14 protein-coding genes and 1 tRNA gene are annotated in these 19,648 nt (G+C 49.4%); 2 read left to right on the plus strand and 13 right to left on the minus strand.

The genetic code is table 11. The features are described from left to right. Positions 1-121 precede the first annotated feature (121 nt). From cls to LKD71_RS07300, 13 genes are all read right to left on the minus strand, one after another. On the minus strand, positions 122-1,762 hold the full coding sequence (gene cls, locus LKD71_RS07240) for a cardiolipin synthase (protein WP_178045005.1): 1,641 nt from the start codon (positions 1,760-1,762) through the stop codon (positions 122-124). Continuing rightward, positions 1,749-3,722: an NAD-dependent DNA ligase LigA gene (gene ligA / locus LKD71_RS07245; protein ID WP_227614915.1), complete on the minus strand. Its 1,974-nt coding sequence runs from the start codon at positions 3,720-3,722 to the stop codon at positions 1,749-1,751. The genes cls and ligA overlap by 14 nt, the downstream gene beginning before the upstream one ends. After that, complete coding sequence (locus LKD71_RS07250; RefSeq protein WP_227614916.1) at positions 3,698-4,522, minus strand: pseudouridine synthase; 825 nt, start codon at positions 4,520-4,522, stop codon at positions 3,698-3,700. Before LKD71_RS07250 ends, ligA begins: the two co-directional genes overlap by 25 nt. A 63-nt stretch (positions 4,523-4,585) precedes the next feature. Further along, positions 4,586-5,545 (minus strand): SH3 domain-containing protein, encoded by a 960-nt coding sequence (locus tag LKD71_RS18320; protein WP_227614917.1) that lies wholly within the window; start codon positions 5,543-5,545, stop codon positions 4,586-4,588. Positions 5,546-5,709: 164 nt separating this feature from the next. Beyond that, positions 5,710-5,782 (minus strand) — tRNA-Arg (locus LKD71_RS07260). 165 nt (positions 5,783-5,947) lie between these two features. After that, positions 5,948-6,832 (minus strand): DUF5688 family protein, encoded by an 885-nt coding sequence (locus LKD71_RS07265; protein WP_178045001.1) that lies wholly within the window; start codon positions 6,830-6,832, stop codon positions 5,948-5,950. Between the two features lie 298 nt (positions 6,833-7,130). Beyond that, entirely contained in the window at positions 7,131-7,904 is a 774-nt protein-coding gene (locus LKD71_RS07270; RefSeq protein ID WP_178045000.1) for a hypothetical protein, read from the minus strand. A gap of 248 nt (positions 7,905-8,152) precedes the next feature. Further along, positions 8,153-8,710: an elongation factor P gene (gene efp / locus LKD71_RS07275; protein ID WP_178044999.1), complete on the minus strand. Its 558-nt coding sequence runs from the start codon at positions 8,708-8,710 to the stop codon at positions 8,153-8,155. Positions 8,711-8,883: 173 nt separating this feature from the next. Continuing rightward, positions 8,884-9,381, minus strand: coding sequence for a YqeG family HAD IIIA-type phosphatase (locus LKD71_RS07280; RefSeq protein ID WP_178044998.1), 498 nt, complete (start codon positions 9,379-9,381; stop codon positions 8,884-8,886). A gap of 24 nt (positions 9,382-9,405) precedes the next feature. Then, a complete protein-coding gene (locus tag LKD71_RS07285; protein WP_227614918.1) occupies positions 9,406-10,623 on the minus strand; it encodes an aminotransferase class I/II-fold pyridoxal phosphate-dependent enzyme in 1,218 nt (405 codons plus the stop codon). Between the two features lie 13 nt (positions 10,624-10,636). Then, on the minus strand, positions 10,637-15,196 hold the full coding sequence (locus LKD71_RS07290; protein WP_227614919.1) for a PolC-type DNA polymerase III: 4,560 nt from the start codon (positions 15,194-15,196) through the stop codon (positions 10,637-10,639). Between the two features lie 8 nt (positions 15,197-15,204). Beyond that, positions 15,205-16,266 (minus strand): flavodoxin-dependent (E)-4-hydroxy-3-methylbut-2-enyl-diphosphate synthase, encoded by a 1,062-nt coding sequence (gene ispG, locus LKD71_RS07295; protein ID WP_227614920.1) that lies wholly within the window; start codon positions 16,264-16,266, stop codon positions 15,205-15,207. 267 nt (positions 16,267-16,533) lie between these two features. Beyond that, complete coding sequence (locus tag LKD71_RS07300; RefSeq protein WP_227614921.1) at positions 16,534-17,271, minus strand: hypothetical protein; 738 nt, start codon at positions 17,269-17,271, stop codon at positions 16,534-16,536. Positions 17,272-17,443: 172 nt separating this feature from the next. Here LKD71_RS07300 and LKD71_RS07305 point away from each other — a divergent pair, with 172 nt between their 5' ends. Beyond that, positions 17,444-18,181 carry a LytR/AlgR family response regulator transcription factor gene (locus LKD71_RS07305; protein ID WP_227614922.1) on the plus strand — a complete coding sequence of 246 codons (738 nt, stop codon included), beginning with the start codon at positions 17,444-17,446 and terminating at the stop codon, positions 18,179-18,181. Beyond that, positions 18,178-19,542 carry an ATP-binding protein gene (locus LKD71_RS07310; protein WP_227614923.1) on the plus strand — a complete coding sequence of 455 codons (1,365 nt, stop codon included), beginning with the start codon at positions 18,178-18,180 and terminating at the stop codon, positions 19,540-19,542. Before LKD71_RS07305 ends, LKD71_RS07310 begins: the two co-directional genes overlap by 4 nt. Positions 19,543-19,648 lie beyond the last annotated feature (106 nt).

The raw sequence follows: 19,648 nt of genomic DNA on the forward strand, positions 1-19,648 counted from the left end.
GTTTTATTAAGTATATCATACCCCTGGCTTTCCCTGAAAGAGCAGAATCTTGATACACTTGTGCGTATAATGCGGACATAGGAAAAATCCCCCGCTTTCTGTCAAAAAGCAGGGGAAAGCTTTACATCAAAGGCGCCAGAATCCGCAGGACTCTTCCCGCCATCCGGTCGAAAAATTTCTGCCGTTTATAATCCGAAGGCAGCACTTCCTGACACTTGGCAAAAGTCTCCTGGAAATCTTCCTCTATGCTTGGAATCTCCTCATTCTGATAGAGATAAACCGCACACTCAAAATGGAGATAGAGGCTCCGGTAATCCAGATTGATCGTACCCACCACCGCTTTTTCGTCGTCGGAGGTGAAGACCTTGGCATGAACGAAGCCCGGCGTATATTCATAAATCTTCACACCCGCATCCAGAAGCTCGTTATAGTATGTCTTTGCCAGAACAAAAGCATACCATTTATCTGGAATATGAGGCATGATGATCTTCACATCCACTCCTCTTTTTGCCGCATAGGTCAGGGCTGTAATCATCTCATTGCTGAGAATCAGGTAGGGCGTCATGATATGTACATAATCCTTGGCTGTATAAAGGATATCCATATACACCTGTTCACCCACCGCCTCATTGTCCAGAGGACTGTCCCCGTAAGGCATGATGAAACCGTCTCCCGGTTCGCTCTCCTTATCCGGCACAATATCCAGATATTTTTCAAAAAGTTCCAGAGGCATATTGCGAAGGTTCTTGTCCACGCTCCACATCTCCAGAAACATGATGGTAAAGCTTCTGACTGCCTCGCCCGTGATCATAATGGCTGTATCCTTCCAATGACCGAAGCGCTCTTTCCGGTTGATATATTCATCTGCCAGATTGATGCCGCCGGTGAAAGCAACCTTTCCGTCGATCACCACAATTTTTCTGTGGTCCCGGTTATTCTGGCGGGTGGAAAGAGCCGGCACAATGGGTGCAAACATATGGCACTGGATGCCGTAGCTCTCCAGCTCCTGAGGATAATGGTAAGGCAACAGGGACAGACAACACATGCCGTCATAGAGGAAACGGACTTCCACGCCCTCTTTCACCTTTGCTTTTAAGATCTCCAGAACACTCTCCCACATGTAGCCTTCCGCCACAATGAAATATTCCATGAAAATGAATTTTTCCGCTTTCCGAAGCTGAATCAGCAGCTCCTCAAATTTCGCCTCACCGGAGGGAAAGTATTTTGCGGAAGTATCCTTATACACGGAAAAACCGCCGAAATGATTGACATAGCGGGCCAGATGAGCCACCTGATCGTTGGTCTCCTCCAGTTCCTCCAAAACCTCTTTGTCCTGTTTCCAATATTTTTTACTGTAGGCATGCATGCTCTGGAGCCGCTTGTTGATCCATTTTGTAGCCGGCTGAGTTTCCACAAAAAGATATAAAAGGCTTCCAAAGATGGGCAAGGCCAGTATCACGATGGTCCAGGCCAGCTTAAAAGCCGGATTACTGCGTTCGTTAGCCACATAGATAACTTCCAGAACGCCCAGCACCGTCACAACACCGTTGACAAAATACCACTTTGATGCCAGCCAGTAATAGCCCCAGACCATGAAAATCAGCTGCAGAAACAAAGAAAAGAATACCAGGAAGGTTCTTCCGAAAATCACGGAGGAAATTCCTTTTTTTCCTTTTTGAACGGTCTGGCTGTTTTCTATTTTTTTAACGAGTTCTTTTCGCTTTATTCCCTCCGTGTTTTTTGTTTCTTCAGTTTTCTTCATTCACGTCACCTGCAATTTTCAAAAAATCATCTTCTGTAAGGATCGGGATTCCAAGCTCCTTTGCTTTCTTATTTTTGGAAGAACCGGAAGTGGAATCGTTGTTGATGAGATAATCGGTCTTCGAGGTCACAGAACCGGTCACCTTTCCGCCCCGCTCTTCGATATAGGCTTTCATTTCATTCCTGTTGACAAAATGCGTCACACTGCCCGTGATAACGAAAGTCTTTCCCGCCAGCACCTGCTCTGTATTTTCCACCTGCACTTCTTCCAGATGAACCTCCGAGAGAAGATGCGAAAAGGCTTCCAGCATCTTTTTATCCTGGAAATAGGCGATAATACCTTTTGCCAGAATCTCTCCGATGCCGTCAACGGCTGTCAGCTCTTCCAGCGTGCTGTTTTTCAGCTTTTCCCAGTCCCAGGAAAAAGCCCGGCAGAGCATTTTCGCATTGGCAAGACCGATCCCCGGAATTCCCAGGCTGTAGATCAGCCGTACCAGCGTGGTATTTCTGGCCGTCTCGATATTTTTCAGAAGATTTTCACAGGATTTCTCTCCGAAGCCTTCCAGCTCCTGAATGTTCTCCCGATGTTCCTTCAACTTGAAAATATCCGCAAATTCATGGATAAAGCCCATGCCAATGAATTTTTCCAGAGTTGCCTCCGAGAGACCTTCGATATTCATAGCGTCCCGGCTCACAAACAGTGTGAAAGATTTGATCTTTTTCGCCTGACATTCCGGATTCGTACAGTTCAGAGTTTCAATGCCGTTGGCAGAACGGATCTCTGTAACACCGCCGCAGACCGGACAGACAGAAGGAATTTCCAGCTTGCTGCTTCTCGTCAGGTTCTCTTCGATCTGAGGGATGATCATATTAGCCTTGTAGACACGAATCACATCACCGATGCCGAGTTCCAGGCCTTTCAGGATACTTAAGTTATGAACGCTGGCCCTGCTCACCGTGGTTCCCTCAAGCTCCACCGGTTCAAAAATCGCCACGGGATTGATGAGTCCCGTACGCGATGGGCTCCATTCGATTTCCAGCAGGTGGGTCTCCTTTATCTCATCCTCCCATTTGAAAGCAAAGGAATCTCTCGGAAATTTCGCTGTCGTTCCGAGGGATCTTCCGTAGGCAATATCGTCATAGAGAACCACCAGGCCATCGGAAGGAATATCAAAATGGTGAATCTTCTCTGCAAAATAGTGAACTGCCTCTTCTACAGTCTCCCCGGTAACTTCCCGGTGCTCTACCACCTGAAAGCCCTGTTTCTCCAGCCAGGCAAACTCACAGGCGTGGGAATTTTGAAAATCCACCCCATCGGCTTTCACCAGCGAAAAAGCAAAAAACTGAACGTGTCTTCCCGCCGTCACCGCACTGTTCAGCTGACGCACGGAACCGCTGCAGAGATTTCGAGGATTCTTGTATTTCGCATCCACATCCTCGATTTCTTCGTTGATCTTCTCAAAATCACTGTAGGAAATCACCGCCTCGCCCCGGAGGATCAGCTCACCCTGATAGGCGATCTTAAGCGGAATGTTGGAAAATACCCGGGCGTTGGGAGTGATAACCTCGCCCACCTCGCCGTTTCCTCTGGTAACAGCCTTGCTGAGTTCTCCATTCTGGTAGGTGAGTACGATAGTCAGACCGTCCAGCTTCCAGGACATCAGCGCTTTGTGCTCACCCACGAAGGTTTTTAAAACCTCTACATCCTTGGTTTTATCCAGAGAAAGCATCGGTCGTTCGTGGCGCTCTTTAGGAAGCTCCTCCTGAGATTCATATCCGACATTCTGAGTCGGGCTTCCAGACAATACGATGCCGGTTTCTGCTTCCAGCCCTGCCAGTTCATCGTACAGCTTATCGTATTCAAAGTTGCTCATTATCTCCCGGTCTTCCTGGTAGTAGGCTTTCGACGCTTCCCGAAGCCGCTCCACCAGTTCTCTCATTCGCTGTCTTTTTTCTTCCATTCTTCTCTCCTGCCTCTGTTTTCTCTCACTGGCTGATTGCTTGATCCCTGAATCCTGCGGTAAAGCTCTTCCTGCTCTTCCCGGCTGATCTCCCGGTAACTTCCCGTGGGCAGATCCCCGAGCATGATATTCATAATACGGATCCTTTTCAGTTTTACAACCTGATAGCCAAAATATTCACACATTCTGCGGATCTGACGGTTCAGTCCCTGGGTCAGGATGATCCGGAAGGTCCGTTCTCCTGTCTTTTCCACCTTGCAGGGTCTTGTCTGCTGCTCCTGCACCGGGATGCCGCCTTTTGCCATTTCGCTCAGGAAAGCTTCCGTCACCGGTCGGTTCACCCGGACCAGATACTCTTTCTCGTGATAATTTCCGGCCCGCATCATTTTATTCAGGATCTCCCCGTTATTCGTCATCAGAAGCAGACCTTCCGAATCCTTATCCAGCCGTCCCATATAAAAGACCCTTTTCGGATAGTGAATCAGCTCTTCTACGGTCTGATCTCCCCAACGTTTATCAGTGGTACACACTACGCCCCGGGGTTTATTTACTGCTAGAAGTACCATCTCTTCCTCTTTGGAAATGCTTTTTCCGTCCACCAGAATCTCCTGATTATCAGAAACCTTCTGACCGGGCACTGCTGTTTTTCCATCCACCTGGACACGCCCGGCCTCAATCAGCCGGTCTGCTTCTCTTCTGGAGCAAAGACCGGCTTCACTGATGTATTTATTCAGTCTCACCAGCTGGCCTTTTTCTCTCTTTTCAAATTCCTGCGCCAAACGGCTCTTTCCCTGTTCCATCTGTTCTCCTTCGATTTTGGAAAAAAACGCCGTGCAAAAACCTGCACGGCGTTCTATCATTCTTTACTGCTGGTCGGCATCTGCCTGAAGATACTCACTCAGTACATAGCCTTCTACCACGGTTCCAGCTCCGTCATCAAAGCGGATCTTTGACCAGCCATTGTCCAGAACCTGCAATCTGGTTACTGTCTGTCCGGGAACCAGAACTCCAATCTGATCAGAATCCTGTCTGGAATCTGCACGGACATTCAGATTGCCTGTAACGGTCACAGAAGTGCTGATATCCGCATCCACAGAACCGGCATTGGGAATGTCAACCTCCGTCTCCGGCTGTTTCATTTTGTCGATCATCTCCTGCAGGTCGCTGTTGGACTCCAGGACTGCTTTATACTCGCTGTTGATCTTTGAAATCAGCTCCTGCACATCACTGTCATTCTTGGCCTGTTCCATAAAATCGGACACCTGCTGGTCAGAATTGGGATTTACCACATAGAGACTTCCGTCTTCTTTTGTCGCCAGATAGAGATTTCCAAGACTGGGAACCAGCTGATCGATGTTCGGCAGCTTGGCTTCATAATAAACATAAACGTTATAAGAACTGTCGGTAAGACCCGGCTTATAGTAAATAGCGATATTATTGTAGCTCTCAATGGGATTGGAATTGATCTTATCCCTGTCGGTATCTCCTACCACATCTCCAAGATTCTGAAGCGTATCAAAATCCTTCGCTGCCACTGCTGTGTAATACTGAGTCACTGCTTCCTGGATTGCTGCATTGTCTGTCTGAAGCGGATTCGCTGCCTCTGTAGCTGCTGCCGTCTCCGTCTCTGTCTCAGATCCTGCTGCTGTCTCTGATGCCGGCGCCTCTGTCACAGCCTCCGTCTGTTTGATATCACTGTCGCCTCCCAGACGGTCTGTCACAAATCTCACTGCAAAAAACGCAATCACAAGAACGATGATGATCGCCAGCCCCAGCAAGATGTATCTCAGATTATCTGAAAGCCATTCTCTAAAGTCATCCACTGTACATACCTCCATTCGGTGTTGTTTCTCAGAAATACCGGCTTCACTCTCTGCCGCCGACAAACTCCTGTACCTCAGGTTCTCTCCTATGCTCGCGGAAATCAGATATCTCCATGCAAGCATGGCTCATTGTTCGCGGAAATAAATTTACATATACAAAAAAGCACACCCGGAGGGATTCGAACCCCCGACACGCGGTACCGGAAACCGCTGCTCTATCCCCTGAGCTACGAGTGCGCGTACAGCTATGCAAGTTCTTTCCCTGCATACATTGTTGATCTGCCCGGATCTTTTCTCTTCCGGCTCAACAACGATGCTATCATACCACACCTTTTGGAAAATGTCAAATTTTTATGTGAAATTTCTTCGATTTTATTCAAAACAGCCGGAAAGCCCGCTATTTCAGCAGATAGAAAGACTGTGCTTCTTCCTGTCGTAATGATAAACGCTCTCCGAGAGAATCTCCTCCGGCTCCACCTGGGTATGATTGACCTCATGAACCATGGTGCGGAGCTCTTTCTCGCTGCCTGCCACATGATCCGGAACAAGAATCACCTCATGGACGCTGCTGGGCAGCACATAGAAATCGTCTTCCAACCTGACTCCGGCATCACTTAAAACCCGGTCATAGAGAAGGCCTGCCGCCCCGAAAACCCGCTTCTGATTGGAGAGCACATACATAGGGATTTCTTTTAAAAGCTTTTTCTCCTCCGGTTCCACCATATCCTCGATGAGCTCTTCCATACTTTTCAGCTCGAAGGGTCTTAAACGAAAGGTATTTTCCCTCGCATATTCATAGAGAAGTTCCTTTGAGACTCTCCAGAGCTTCCGGTGTTCCTCCCGGACCAGAATACTGCCGTTTCCAAATTCTTCATTCTCCACCGCGCAGACGAATACGACGGCAAGATCCAGGCAGAGGATATTCGGTACCTCGTTAAGAAGTTCCTTATTCAGTTCCCGATTGATAAGTTTGCAGAAAATCCTCTCTTTCATCTTCTCAAAATCAAGGAAGTATTCCAGGGAAAAAGGAATCCCCCTGCATCTTTTCTCATAGACTTCACAAATCCTGGAAGCGATCTCTCTGAGGCTCATGCCGTTCTTGTACTCCCGGTAAAATTCTTCCAGATAGATTGTAGGCGAGACATTGCAGCCCTTTTCGAGAATACAGATGCCGTCCAGTATGATCCCGTTGTTTTTCGTGATCTGGCGCAGTTCCACCCGCACCTCCGTACCCAGAAGCTTCTCCACTTCCTGCTTTACCTCGTTTCCAAATACGTTATAATTCAAAGAATCATCCTTTCTTCTGCCGCAGAATACGGCCAGTGATACCTTATTGACAGCTGCTGTTGGAACGTGTGTGCGAATGCACCGATAAAAAGAATCCATTCAGAAATGATGAGATAAAGATAGCACAGTTTTTTCTCATTTGCAAGATTTCAGACTGCCGAAAAAATTTTTTTGATTCACAGGAAAGGGACTATTTTTTCGGCAGAAACATACAAAAAAGCAGAAGAACCGTTCATCATTCTTCTGCTCTTTCGCGTGTCATTTCGTCATTTTTTACAGGTACTGCAAAGATCCGCTGTTACATCCACTTAATGGAATAATATCCGCTGTTGCTGCTCTTTCCATTGGAACGGTAAACTTTAATATAATACGTTCCGGCCGGAAGATTATTTCTCGTCTGAATCAGCTTTGTATTGTTCCAGCAGGACTGATAACTGCCGAATAATGTTACCTTTTTGCTGGCCGGAATGATCTCAAAAGCTACATAGCCGCTGCTTTTTCCGGAGAGTTTCAGTTTCAGCTTCTGAGCCTTGGGAAGTCTTACTTTATACCATTCTTCCTTCGCTCCGTTTTCACCGGCAATCAAGAGACCATAACGGGTTTTGTTTCTGGTCAGCAGAGAAGCCCTTGCCTTTCTGGAGCCACACACCTCTTTTACAGCTACAAACGTGCTTTTCAGATAAATCTTTGCGTCGTAAGAGCCTTTCACTCGAAGATAGTAGACTCCTTTTTTCACCCCATAATAATTTTTCCAGTTATTTGACTTGTAAAGGTAAGTATTGTACTCTTCCTCCAGTGGCTGCTTTCTGGAATTGCAGAGCTGAACATTCAGTCCGTTTTTCTCTCCCGCACTTGAATAGGAATACTGCTTATATCCATATACAGCCAGATATCCTGTCTGGTTTACAGAAAGTTTGTAGTAAACCACATCATCATAATCTTTTACCGAAACACCGGTGAGCCTGTTGTTTTTCAGCGTTACCACTTTCGTCGCTGCCATGGAGCTCATGCCGAACACCATGGTAAACAGCATCATCAGTACAGCAAGATAAAGTCCTTTTCTCTTTTTCATAGATCTTCCGCTCCTTTACATTTTTCTCTTTTACTTCCTGCAGCACCCTGTTGATAAGTCTACTATAAGTGCTGTTTCTGTCCCCGTCAAGTCTTTTTTCGTAAACGATTAAGGGATTTTAAAATCTCTTGAAAAATTCTTTCGTAAAGGTCTGTTTTTGCCCGGTTTTACGGGGGATGAAAGAGTTCTGAATACAGAAAAACAGCCCGGGCAAAAAGCCCAGGCTGTGATTTTTCCTATGAGATCAATCAGACACGGGAGAGATACTCACCGGTTCTGGTATCGATCTTGATCTTGTCGCCGATCTCAACGAACAGCGGAACGTTTACGGTAGCGCCAGTCTCAACAGTTGCCGGTTTGGAAGCGCCCTGTGCGGTATCGCCCTTGAAGCCCGGCTCGGTCTCAGTTACCTCAAGCTCTACGAAGAGAGGCGGCTCTACTGCGAAAACCTCGCCCTTGGTGGAGCAAATCTTAACCATCTCGTTCTCTTTTACAAATTTCAGAGAATCGCCGATAGCATCAGCGTTCAGAGCGATCTGATCGTAGTTCTCTACGTTCATGAAATGATACAGATCACCATCGCTGTACAGATACTGCATATCGACACGGTCGATACGAGCGGTCGGGAATTTCTCAGTCGGACGGAAGGTTTTCTCAACCACACCGCCGTTGATAATATTTTTTAATTTTGTGCGGACAAATGCGGCACCTTTTCCCGGTTTTACATGCTGGAACTCAATGATCTGAAAGATCTGGCCCTCAATCTCCAGTGTAACACCGTTTCTAAAATCTCCTGCTGAAATCATCTGATTTTTTCCTCCTTACAAAATCCGTTCGTAACTGTCCAGTGCCTCGCGGAACAGCGGCTGCTGAATAGTTACATCCGTTCTTTCTTCTTGCTTGTAACTCAATCTACCCTATTTTATACTATGTTATTCTCTTTTTCAACTATTTTTTATCATTTTCGAAAAAAACACGCCTATCTTTTCTCTTTCTGATAAAAATAAAGCACGATTTTCTCCAGATAACGCTTGAGAACAATCTGAATCTCCTCCTTGGGATGAAGGGGTTTTACGAGAATCGTACGCATGCCACAGCGCTTGGCCCCATAGACATCCGTGAAAATCTGATCCCCCACAAAAATACAGGAATCCAGGTCCACATGCATGAGTTTCATGGCTTTGAGGTAATTCTTTCTGGAGGGCTTATGGGCATCCTCCACAAATTTTGCCTGAACCGCATCCGCAAAGGGCTTTACCCTGGGAAGCTGGTTGTTGGAGATCAGGCAGTAATCCAGTCCGATGGAGCGAAGGCGCGCAAAAAGCCGGATCGCCCGCTCATCCGCCGGGGCTCCATGGGGCACCAGGGTATTGTCGATATCAAAGATCACACCCCGGATTCCTTCCTTATATAATTTTTCAAAATCGATGACATAGGTGGAATCCATATATGCATCGGGAAAAAAACGTTCAAACATTCCTTGTCTCTGCCTCGTAAGTTTTTATTTCTGCCGGTAATGCTTCAGGAAATGCTCCAGCTTTTCCATGGCCTCCTCAAGCTCTCCCACCCGCGGAAGGTAAACCACGCGGAAATGGTCCGGCTCCGGCCAGTTGAAGCCGCCGCCATGAACCAGAAGAACTTTTTCCTGTCTGAGGAAGTCCAGTACAAACTGCTCGTCGTTGTGAATGTTGTACATGGACGTATCGATCTTCGGGAAAATATAAAAAGCTGCTTTCGGCTTCACCGCGGAAATGCCCGGAATGCGGTTCAGCGCTTTATAAATAAATTCCCTCTGTTCGTAAATTCTTCCGCCGGGAAGCAGAAGCTCGTCGGAACTCTGATAGCCTCCGAGGGCTGTCTGGACGATGGATTGGGCCGGCACATTGGAACAGAGCCGCATGGAAGCCAGCATATTCAGTCCCTCAATATAGCCCTTCGCACAGGATTTATCACCGCTCAGACACATCCATCCCACCCGGAAACCGGCGATGCGGTGGGATTTGGAAAGGCCGTTCAGGGTCACGCAGAAAAGGTCCGGAGCCAGGGAAGCGATGGAAATATGCTCCTCTCCGTCCATAACGAGGCGGTCGTAGATCTCATCGGCAAAAATGATCAGCTGATGTTCTCTCGCAATATCCACGATCTCCTGTAAAACCTCCCGCGGATAAAGAGCGCCCGTCGGGTTGTTGGGGTTGATGATGACGATTCCCTTGGTCCGGTCTGTGATCTTGCTCCGGATATCATCCATGTCGGGATACCAGTTGGCCGCCTCATCGCACATATAATGGACCGGATGGCCTCCGGCCAGGTTGGCCGCCGCCGTCCACAGAGGATAATCCGGCGACGGCATCAGGATCTCATCGCCGTTATTGAGAAGGCCCTGCATAGACATCGTGATCAGCTCGCTGACGCCGTTTCCCGTGTAAATGTCACCGATCTCCACATTGGGAATTTTTTTCAGCTGGCAATACTGCATGATGGCCTTCCGGGCCGGAAAGAGGCCTTTGGAATCAGAATAGCCCTCGGTCTCCGGCAGATTTCTCATCATATCCCGGATCACTTCCTCCGGCGCGGTAAAGCCGAAAGGCGCCGGATTTCCGATGTTCAGTTTCAAAATATGAACGCCGTCCGCAATCATCCGGTCTGCCTCTTCCACGACAGGTCCCCGGACGTCATAGCAGACGTTGTCCAGCTTTGTCGATTTTTCAAAAGTTCGCATATTTATCATCTCCTTATGCAAAGTCAAAAATAGATAACTGGTTAGATTCCGGCAGATCTCCAAGCAGTCCCATTTCCGCCAGATGTTCCACAGTCTTGGCATTAACCGCCGTTCTCTGGCGGATGTCATCCCGGGAGAGGAATTTGCCGTGTTTGGCAGCCTCAGCCAGGGTCTCCGCAGCGTTTCCGCCCATGCCCTCGATAGTATTAAGAGCCGGCATCAGCTTGCCGTCGATGATCCGGAACCGTGAGGAATCCGCCTGATAAATATCCACCTGATGGAAATCGAAGCCTCTGGCGTACATCTCCCGGACTACCTTCATATCCTTATATTCATCCTGTTCCTTATTGGAAAGCTGATCCATATTCTTCTCGTACTGGGACATGTAAAACAGCAGTTTTTCCTGACCCTGGCACATAAGCTCATAGCTGAAAGCGGAGGCACGGATGGAAAAATAAGCCGCGTAATAGGCCAGCGGGTAAAACACCTTACAGTAGGCGATACGGTAAGCCATCATAACGTAGGCCGCCGCATGGGCCTTCGGGAACATGTATTTGATCTTTTTGCAGGACCAGATATACCAGTCGGGAACGTCATGTTTCTTCATCTCCGTCTCCCACTCCGGCTTCAGACCCTTACCTTTTCGCACGCTCTCCATGATCGTGAAGGCCTGCTCACTCTCCAGGCCCTGCTGGATCAGATAACTCATGATATCGTCTCGCGTACAGATGGCCGTGGAAATCGTCGCCTTTCCTTCCTGGATCAGCGTCTGCGCATTGCCCAGCCATACGTCCGTACCGTGGGACAGACCGGCAATCCGGACCAGATCCGAAAAGCTCTGAGGTTTCGTGTCCACAAGCATCTGCATGGCAAACTCCGTACCGAACTCCGGAATACCCAAAGCACCTAAGGGGCAGCCGCCGATCTGATCCGGCGTGATTCCCAGGGCATGGGTGTCCTGGAAAAGGGACATGACCTCCTTATCATCCAGAGGAATCGTCTTTGCATCCAGGCCCGTCAAGTCCTCCAGCATACGGATCATCGTCGGATCATCGTGTCCGAGAATATCCAGTTTCAGAAGGTTGTGGTCGATGGAGTGATAATCAAAGTGGGTCGTGATAATATCCGTCTTCATATCGTTGGCCGGATGCTGTACCGGCGTGAAGGAATGGATCTCCTCGCCCAGGGGCAGAACGATGATTCCGCCGGGGTGCTGGCCCGTGGAACGGCGCACACCCACGCAGCCCTGGGACAGGCGGCCGATCTCGCAGTTTCGCTTCTGCTCGCCTTTGTCCTCAAAATAATGCTTCACATAACCGAAAGCCGTCTTCTCGGCCACCGTTGCAATCGTCCCCGCCCGGAAAGTCTGGCCTTTACCGAAAATAACCTCCGTATAGCGGTGGGCGTTTCCCTGATAGTCTCCCGAGAAGTTCAGGTCGATATCCGGCTCCTTATTTCCTTTAAATCCCAGGAAGGTTTCAAAGGGGATATCAAAACCGGCCTTTCGTAGATCCGCTCCGCAGACCGGACAGACCTTATCCGGCATGTCACAGCCGGACCGGCCCGCATAGGCCTTCACATCGTCGGAATCAAAATCATAATAATGACATTCCTCACAGTAATAATGAGGACTTAAAGGATTTACCTCGGTGATTCCCGCCATCGTGGCGACAAAGGAGGAACCGACAGAACCTCGTGAACCCACCAGATAGCCGTCGTCGTTGGACTTCCACACCAATTTCTGGGCGATGATATACATCACGGCGAAACCGTTGGAAATAATGGAGTTCAGCTCTCGCTCCAAACGCTCGGTAACGATCTTCGGAAGCTCCGGCCCGTACATCGCATGGGCACTGTTATAGCAGATCTCACGGAGCGTCTTGTCAGAATCGGGAATGACAGGCGGACATTTATCCGGCCGCACCGGAGCGATCCGCTCCACCATATCGGCGATCTTCTGCGTGTTGGTGATAACCACCTCTTCCGCTTTCTCGCTGCCCAGGTACCAGAACTCCGCCAGCATTTCCTCCGTCGTCCGAAGATAAAGCGGAGCCTGATTGTCCGCATCGGAAAAGCCGCGGCTGGCCATGATGATCCGCCGGTAAACTTCATCCTCCGGATTCAGGAAATGAACGTCGCAGGTAGCGACCACCGGCTTCTGGAACTGCTCGCCCAGGCGGACGATCCGCTTGTTGATCTCAATGAGGTCCTTTTCATCCCGCACGCCCAGCTTCTCGTTTCCAATCATGAAGCGGTTGTTCCCCAGAGGCTGAATTTCCAGATAATCGTAAAAATTCACCAGTCGGATGATCTCTTTCTCCGGTCGTTTTTCCCGAACTGCCTCATAAAGCTCTCCGGCCTCGCAGGCGGAACCGATGAGTAAGCCTTCCCGGTGTTTGAGATACTCGCTCTTCGGGATGCAGGGACGGCTGGATTTTCCAACGCTGAAATATTTCAGATGTGACATCGATACCAGCCGGTAAAGATTCGTCCGGCCCGTATCGTTCAGCGCCAGAATGATGGCATGGTGGGAACGAAGCCGTTTGATCTGATCCACAGAGGGCTTACAAAGACGGTTCACTCCGTTCAGATCTTCTGTCCCCTGCCCCTTCAGCATATCGAGGAATTTCACAAAAATCTCCGCCGTACAGCCCGCGTCATCCACAGCCCGGTGGTGATTTTCCAGAGACACGTTCAGGGCTTTCGCCACGGTATCCAACTTGGCATTGTGAAGGTGCGGCAGAAGGAAACGGGCCAGCTCCACGGTATCCACACTGGTAAATTCCCGGGCAAGGCCCTGTCTTCTGCAATTCTCCTCGATAAAGCTCATATCAAAGGAAGCATTGTGAGCCACCATCACCGCTCCCTCGCAGAATTTCAAAAATTCCGGCAGAATTTTCTCGATGGTGGGGGCATCCAACACCATATTGTCGCTGATGCTCGTCAGCTCCTCGATCCGGAATGGAATGGGCACCTCCGGATTGACAAACGTGCTGAATTTCTCGGTAATCTCGCCGTTTTCCACCTTCACGGCTCCAATCTCGATGATCTTGTTTTCCACCGGACTGAAGCCCGTCGTCTCCAGGTCAAAGACCACATAGGTGCTGTCCAGGCTCTGGCCCTGGGGGTTTTCCACGGGTTTTCTAAGGTCATCCAGAAGATAGGCCTCCACGCCGTAAATGATCTTAAAGGGGCTCACAATCTTTTTCAGCTCGTCCTTGCTCACATCGGGATGATCTTTCTGGTACTGCTTCCGGTAAGCGTCGTCGATACTGTCCAGTGTGTGGTTGGCCGACGGGAAAGACTGAACCACGCCATGATCCGTAATGGCGATGGCCGGCTGGCCCCATGCATAAGCCTGTTTCACGATATCTTCCACATCGGAGACGCCGTCCATATCGCTCATTTTCGTATGGCAGTGCAGCTCCACCCGCCTCTCCGGGCTGTTGTCCATGCGGACGGGCCGGAAATCAGAAATCTTCTTCATTCCCACGATGGAACCGATGGTCAGCTGGCTGTCAAACTTGTCGATCGTCGTGACACCTTTGATCTTGTAAAATTTGCCCTTCTGGATTCCTTCCAGAATCTCCGGCACCTGTGCGGTCCGGGCAAACATTTTCATCATGATCGTGTCTGTAAAGTCCGTCACCTCAAAGATCAGAATCGTCTTCTCATTCCGGATATCCCTGGTTTCCAGATTGATGAGCTGGCCATGGATGACCACCTCTCCCATCTCGCCCTGGATCTGGTCGATGGGGATGGCTTCCTCCTCGATATCTCTTCCGTAGACCACATCCGGATTGTCAGAACGACGCACCGGACGATTGAAGTCTCCGCCACCAAAACGGCCTTTGCCCTTGAAACCGCCCTTGCTGAAGCCACCTTCCTTGGGAGCCTCCTTCTGAGCAGCTTCTTTCGGAGTGCGGGGTTCTGCTGTCACGGTTTTCTCCGGTTTCGGCTCGGAAAAGCTCTGCTCTTCTCCGCCTGCGGCTCTCGGCAGACGGCTTAAGATCGCCTCCACCTCCTGCTGGATCTTCAGCTCGCCGTTTCTTCTGGCCTTGCTCTCCACGGCTTCCTTATAATCCACATGAATCTTCAGAGACATGCCGCAGCGCTCGGTAAAAATTTTCTCCAGGACACGGATCAGCTCGTCGCCTTTTCCCTCAGAGATCACAGTCTCCTCCAGGGTCAGGTGCAGAGTATCCTCATTCTCAAAGATACAGTCCGCTTTCCGGAACAGGTTAAACTCGAAAATGCTGTATTCCTTCAGTTCCAGAAGAATGCTGTCCTTATAGACATCCATGAGCTTTTCCGGCGTATACTGGCGGGATAGGGAAAATTTTTCAATGATCTTCACCGTCATCTGCACACCGGCAAAAAGCTGGTCCCGGATCGCCTTTTCCACCTGATAAATGTATTTCTTCTGGATCAGTTTTTCACTGAAAAGATAGACTTTCAGAAAATCTCTGGCTTTCGTCAGGGCAACTCGCGTGACTTTTGTAACCGCGAAGAGATTTTTCAGTTCCGTATTCAGCTCCAGTGTTGGGAACACGTCAAAAAAAGGTTTTTCCATTCTTTCCCTCACTTCTCATCATTCCAGTGGAGAAGCTCCTCCCGGAGCACGGACAGAAGTTCTGCCTCCGGCACCTTGCGGACAACCTCTCCTTTTTTGATCAGAAGACCTTCGCCCACACCGCCGGCAATTCCGATATCTGCTTCCTTTGCCTCACCGGGGCCGTTTACCACGCAACCCATGACAGCCACCTTGATATCCAGCGGAATATCCTCCACCATATTTTCCACCTGGTTGGCCAGACCGATGAGATCGATGCGGGTACGGCCGCAGGTGGGACATGAAACCACTTCAATGCCGCCTTTTCGAAGGCCCAGGGTACGGAGAATAATCTTAGCGGATTTGACCTCTTCCAGCGGATCTCCGGTGAGAGAGACACGGATTGTATCGCCGATACCCTGAGATAGAATCATGCCAAGGCCAATGGCGGATTTGATATTACCGGAAAGAAGGGTGCCTGCCTCGGTGATACCCACATGGAGGGGATAGGAGGTCTTCGACGCAATGAGTTCATGGGCTTTCGCGCACATGAGCACGTCGGAGGATTTGATGCTGATGACCAGATTGTCGTAGCCTTCCTCCTCAATCATATGAACTTTATCCAGAGCACTCTCCACAATACCCTCTGCGGTGACGCCATGGTATTTCTCCACTAGGTCTTTTTCCAGAGAACCGCTGTTGACGCCCACGCGGATCGGAATATTCCGCTCCTTCGCGGTCTGAACGACAGCGTTTAACCGCTCTCTGTTTCCGATGTTTCCGGGGTTGATACGGATCTTATCCGCGCCGTTTTCCATGGCTGCAATGGCTAGACGGTAGTCAAAATGGATATCTGCCACCAGGGGAATCGTGATTTCTTTCTTGATCTCGCGGATGGCTGCTGCCGCTTCTTTGGTAGGAACAGCACAGCGAATGATGTCACAGCCTGCCGCTGTCAGTTTCCGGATCTGGGCGACGGTGGCCGCCACATCCTCGGTCTTTGTATTGGTCATGGACTGGATCAGGATGGGATTGCCCCCGCCGATCACACGGTCTCCGATATGGATCACTTTTGTATGGTCACGATACATTTGATTCATCCTTTCTAATAAAAAGTGGATTGTTCCGCGCTTTGCGCTCTCACAATCCCCACCAGTATTCGCAATCCGGCCTTTCGGCCTACTTGCTCATACTGGTTTGCCCGTCCAATGTCTGTAAATCTGTGCAAGCAAGCTTGCCCAGCTCCACAGCCGCTGTCCGGGCTTTTTATCTATATTTTAATCGTTCTTCCCCCGGATTGCAACAAAAACAGCCGGGCTTTTTGGGCCCGGCTGCGATTGGTTCTTTTTTCAGTTTTTTTACTCAGCCTGAAGAACTTTGGTATCTACCATGGAAACACGGATGGTCTCGCCCTCAACGGTAATATCCATCTCTTTTGCCAGCTCATCAACGGGAACCAGTTCCAGATCAGATTCTGCTCCTGCTTCTGTTGTAAAATGCATCACAGAGCTGTTCTCGCCTTCGGTCTCTTCATAAGTACCTGCCAGAGTCTCGCTGGTTCCGTCCGGTTTCTTCTGATTGATTGCCAGAGCATTGTTCTCGGTATCAAAAACGAAGGTCAGCTGATTGCCGTCTGTATCAGTTCCGGCATAGATCATATAATTCTGAACATTCTCATCAGCCAGAGCAGTCTGGTCTACATAGGTCAGTTTGACTTCGCTGCCGGTGGGCTCGTAAGTGAGAACGGTCTCTGTCTCGGAAACATCCTCATAACCGAACACATAATCCTGTCCGTCCTCCTCATCTGCGATAGTGAAGGAACCTTCGTCAAAGCTGATCGGACCGGTTACATAAGTGGTGTCTTCTCCCTGCGGTGTCAGAGAAACACAGCCTTTTGCATTCTCCGTGTTGATAGCGATGGTCCATACGATACCGTTATCGTCGGTTCCCTGCATCACCAGGATCGAGCTGGCAGCTTCGGTTTCCTCTTCTGCTACGGCTTCCGTTGCCGTTTCTTCCTCTGCATCATCCGCGAATGCACATACAGGGAATGCCATGGTTGCCGCCAGAATCAGTGCTAATAATTTTTTCTTCATAATATTTTCTCCTTTGCGTTTTTTTCTTCATTTTATCTGAATTTTCTAAAAAATCAAGAGGTCAGGGACGAACGCAAAATTTGTGGAATGAATGCAGGGACTTTTTCTGGAAAACTGTTTCTGTTTTTAGTATAATAAAAAAGAAAAAACGACTTAACACGAGGTGATCCATTTGAAAATTGCTATTGTAGATGATGACGCACAGGATACCAAACGGCTGGCCGCCTTTCTGGCTGAATGGTCCGAAGAACATCACCTGGACTTTTCTGTCACTGTTTTTCATAAAAGCTCGGATTTTTTAAAGGCTTTCGAGACAGCCCGCTATAGCCTGGTCTTCATGGATATTTACATGGGACCGCCCAGCGGCATCGAGACAGCCATGAAGCTCCGGGAAAAAGACAGCCACGCGCTTCTTATTTTTCTTACCAGCAGTCCGGAACATATGTCCGACGCCTTTCGCTGCCACGCCTTCGACTATCTGGTCAAACCTTTCGATCTGGAGCAGATGAAAAAGACGATCCTGGACGCCCTGGCTTTCCTTCCAGAAAAAGAACAGTACCTGAATCTCTCTGTACGAAAACAGAACGTCCCCATTTTTTACTCCGATATCCGCTATGTTCTGGCCAGCTCCAACTACTGCATGGTCTATACAAAGGAAGAATACCGCTGCCGTACGTCCTTTTCCCAGCTTCAGAAACTCCTGGAAAATGACAGCCGTTTTCTGGTCGTCAACCGCGGCGTCCTGGTAAATCTGGACTATGTGCAGTCCATGGACGGGCTGACCTGTCTTATGAAAGATAAACGTACCTTTCCTCTCAATACCCGCAAACATGGGCAGCTGGAACAGGCCCTCATCGAGCATCGTTTCCGCCGCCGAAAAGAAGAACTCCGAAGGAGGACCTGTATATGAACTGGCATTATATCCTTTTCTCCGCTGCCGAGTACAGTGTCATCCTTCCTGCTGCCCTCTTCTGCCTGATTCCGGTACAGGAACATCTTCGCACCCACCTCTCCCCGACTCTTTTTCTCGGGGCCGTTTCCGGTGGCATTGTCCTTGTCTGCCTTCTTCTCGGCACCTGGCAAAGCTTTCATCCTCAGCTGGAGTCCCACTATACTTCCATGCTCCCGGTCTTTGCAGTGGCCCTGCTTCTCTATTTCTGGTTTGTTCAGGTAGATAATATGAAGCTTTTTTATCTTTTCACCTGTGCGATAGCTCTCTTCTCCTTTTCAGGAATGGCCAATTACATAACAGAGGCTATGCTGAAACCCAATGATGATTATCTGGCTCCCTCCAGCCTCGGGCTCCCCGTCCAGTGGCTCTGTATTCTTCTGGGAATGACACTTTTTCTCTTTCTCTTTTCCAAACGTCTCACCTGGATCATCGACCATTTCCATGAACGATCCGTCTGGCGGACGGCCTGGCTTTTTCCCACAATCATTGCTGCCTGCAACATTTATATGGTACCGAAAGAATACTCCACCATGCATGTGGGCCGGATTTTTCAGATTTCCCTTTTTATTGAAGGAACCCTGCTGATCCTTTTCTTCCTGTTCCAGTCCCTTTTCCTGAAAACTGCCCACGCGGTTACGGAGCGGGCTGAGATGAAGCAGAAAAACCAGATGCTGGAGATGCAGGCCAGCCAGTATGTCAGCCTTCAGTCCTATGTTACCCAGACCAGCCGTCTGCGTCACGACTTCCGTCACACGGTCCGGACCATCACGGCCCTGGCGGAGCAGAAGGAATATGAGCGTCTCCTCCAATATCTGGCCGACTACAATCAGCAGATGAGCGACTCGGAAGCCGCCCGCTTCTGCTACTGTTCTCACCTTGCGGCCAACGCGGTTCTGGCCTATTACGGCGATATCGCAGCCAGGCAGCAGATCCCTTTCCATTGTGAAGCGGATCTGCCCGCTTCCCTGACAGTCTCCGACGTGGATCTCTGCGTAATCCTGGGGAATCTCATGGAAAATGCCATCCAGGGTTCTCTTACGATCCCCGCCGCCGAACGCTACATCCACCTTTCCATGGATACAGAAGATCCCGGAGAGCTCTACATTCTTCTCACAAACCGGTTCGACGGCTTCATCCAGGAGAGGGACGGCCGGATTCTCTCCTCCCGGGAAAAGGGTCACGGCATCGGACTTTCCTCAATCCGGGCTACCGCAGAAAAATATCACGGTCTGGCCCGCTTTGAATATCATGAGCAGGAATTTTCCGCCAGCATCATGCTGAAACTTGCCCCGCCTGCCGCCGATCCGGCGAAACTTTAACTTGACACTGTATCAAAGCAGGCGTAAACTTAAAACAATCGTTCGTAACTGTTCAGTACCTTCGCAGTTACGAGCAAAAATCCAATAAAAATCGCCTTCGGCGATG

It is taken from the genome of Fusicatenibacter faecihominis, assembly GCF_020686945.1.
Classification (GTDB): domain Bacteria; phylum Bacillota; class Clostridia; order Lachnospirales; family Lachnospiraceae; genus Limivivens; species Limivivens faecihominis.

Bases quoted from the DNA above. Each gene is read 5' to 3' on its own strand.
- cls (WP_178045005.1), bottom strand. From the start codon at position 1,762: ATGAAGAAAACTGAAGAAACAAAAAACACGGAGGGAATAAAGCGAAAA.
- ligA (WP_227614915.1), bottom strand. From the start codon at position 3,722: ATGGAAGAAAAAAGACAGCGAATGAGAGAACTGGTGGAGCGGCTTCGG.
- LKD71_RS07250 (WP_227614916.1), bottom strand. From the start codon at position 4,522: ATGGAACAGGGAAAGAGCCGTTTGGCGCAGGAATTTGAAAAGAGAGAA.
- LKD71_RS07270 (WP_178045000.1), bottom strand. From the start codon at position 7,904: ATGAAAAAGAGAAAAGGACTTTATCTTGCTGTACTGATGATGCTGTTT.
- efp (WP_178044999.1), bottom strand. From the start codon at position 8,710: ATGATTTCAGCAGGAGATTTTAGAAACGGTGTTACACTGGAGATTGAG.
- LKD71_RS07280 (WP_178044998.1), bottom strand. From the start codon at position 9,381: ATGTTTGAACGTTTTTTTCCCGATGCATATATGGATTCCACCTATGTC.
- LKD71_RS07285 (WP_227614918.1), bottom strand. From the start codon at position 10,623: ATGCGAACTTTTGAAAAATCGACAAAGCTGGACAACGTCTGCTATGAC.
- LKD71_RS07290 (WP_227614919.1), bottom strand. From the start codon at position 15,196: ATGGAAAAACCTTTTTTTGACGTGTTCCCAACACTGGAGCTGAATACG.
- ispG (WP_227614920.1), bottom strand. From the start codon at position 16,266: ATGTATCGTGACCATACAAAAGTGATCCATATCGGAGACCGTGTGATC.
- LKD71_RS07300 (WP_227614921.1), bottom strand. From the start codon at position 17,271: ATGAAGAAAAAATTATTAGCACTGATTCTGGCGGCAACCATGGCATTC.
- LKD71_RS07310 (WP_227614923.1), top strand. From the start codon at position 18,178: ATGAACTGGCATTATATCCTTTTCTCCGCTGCCGAGTACAGTGTCATC.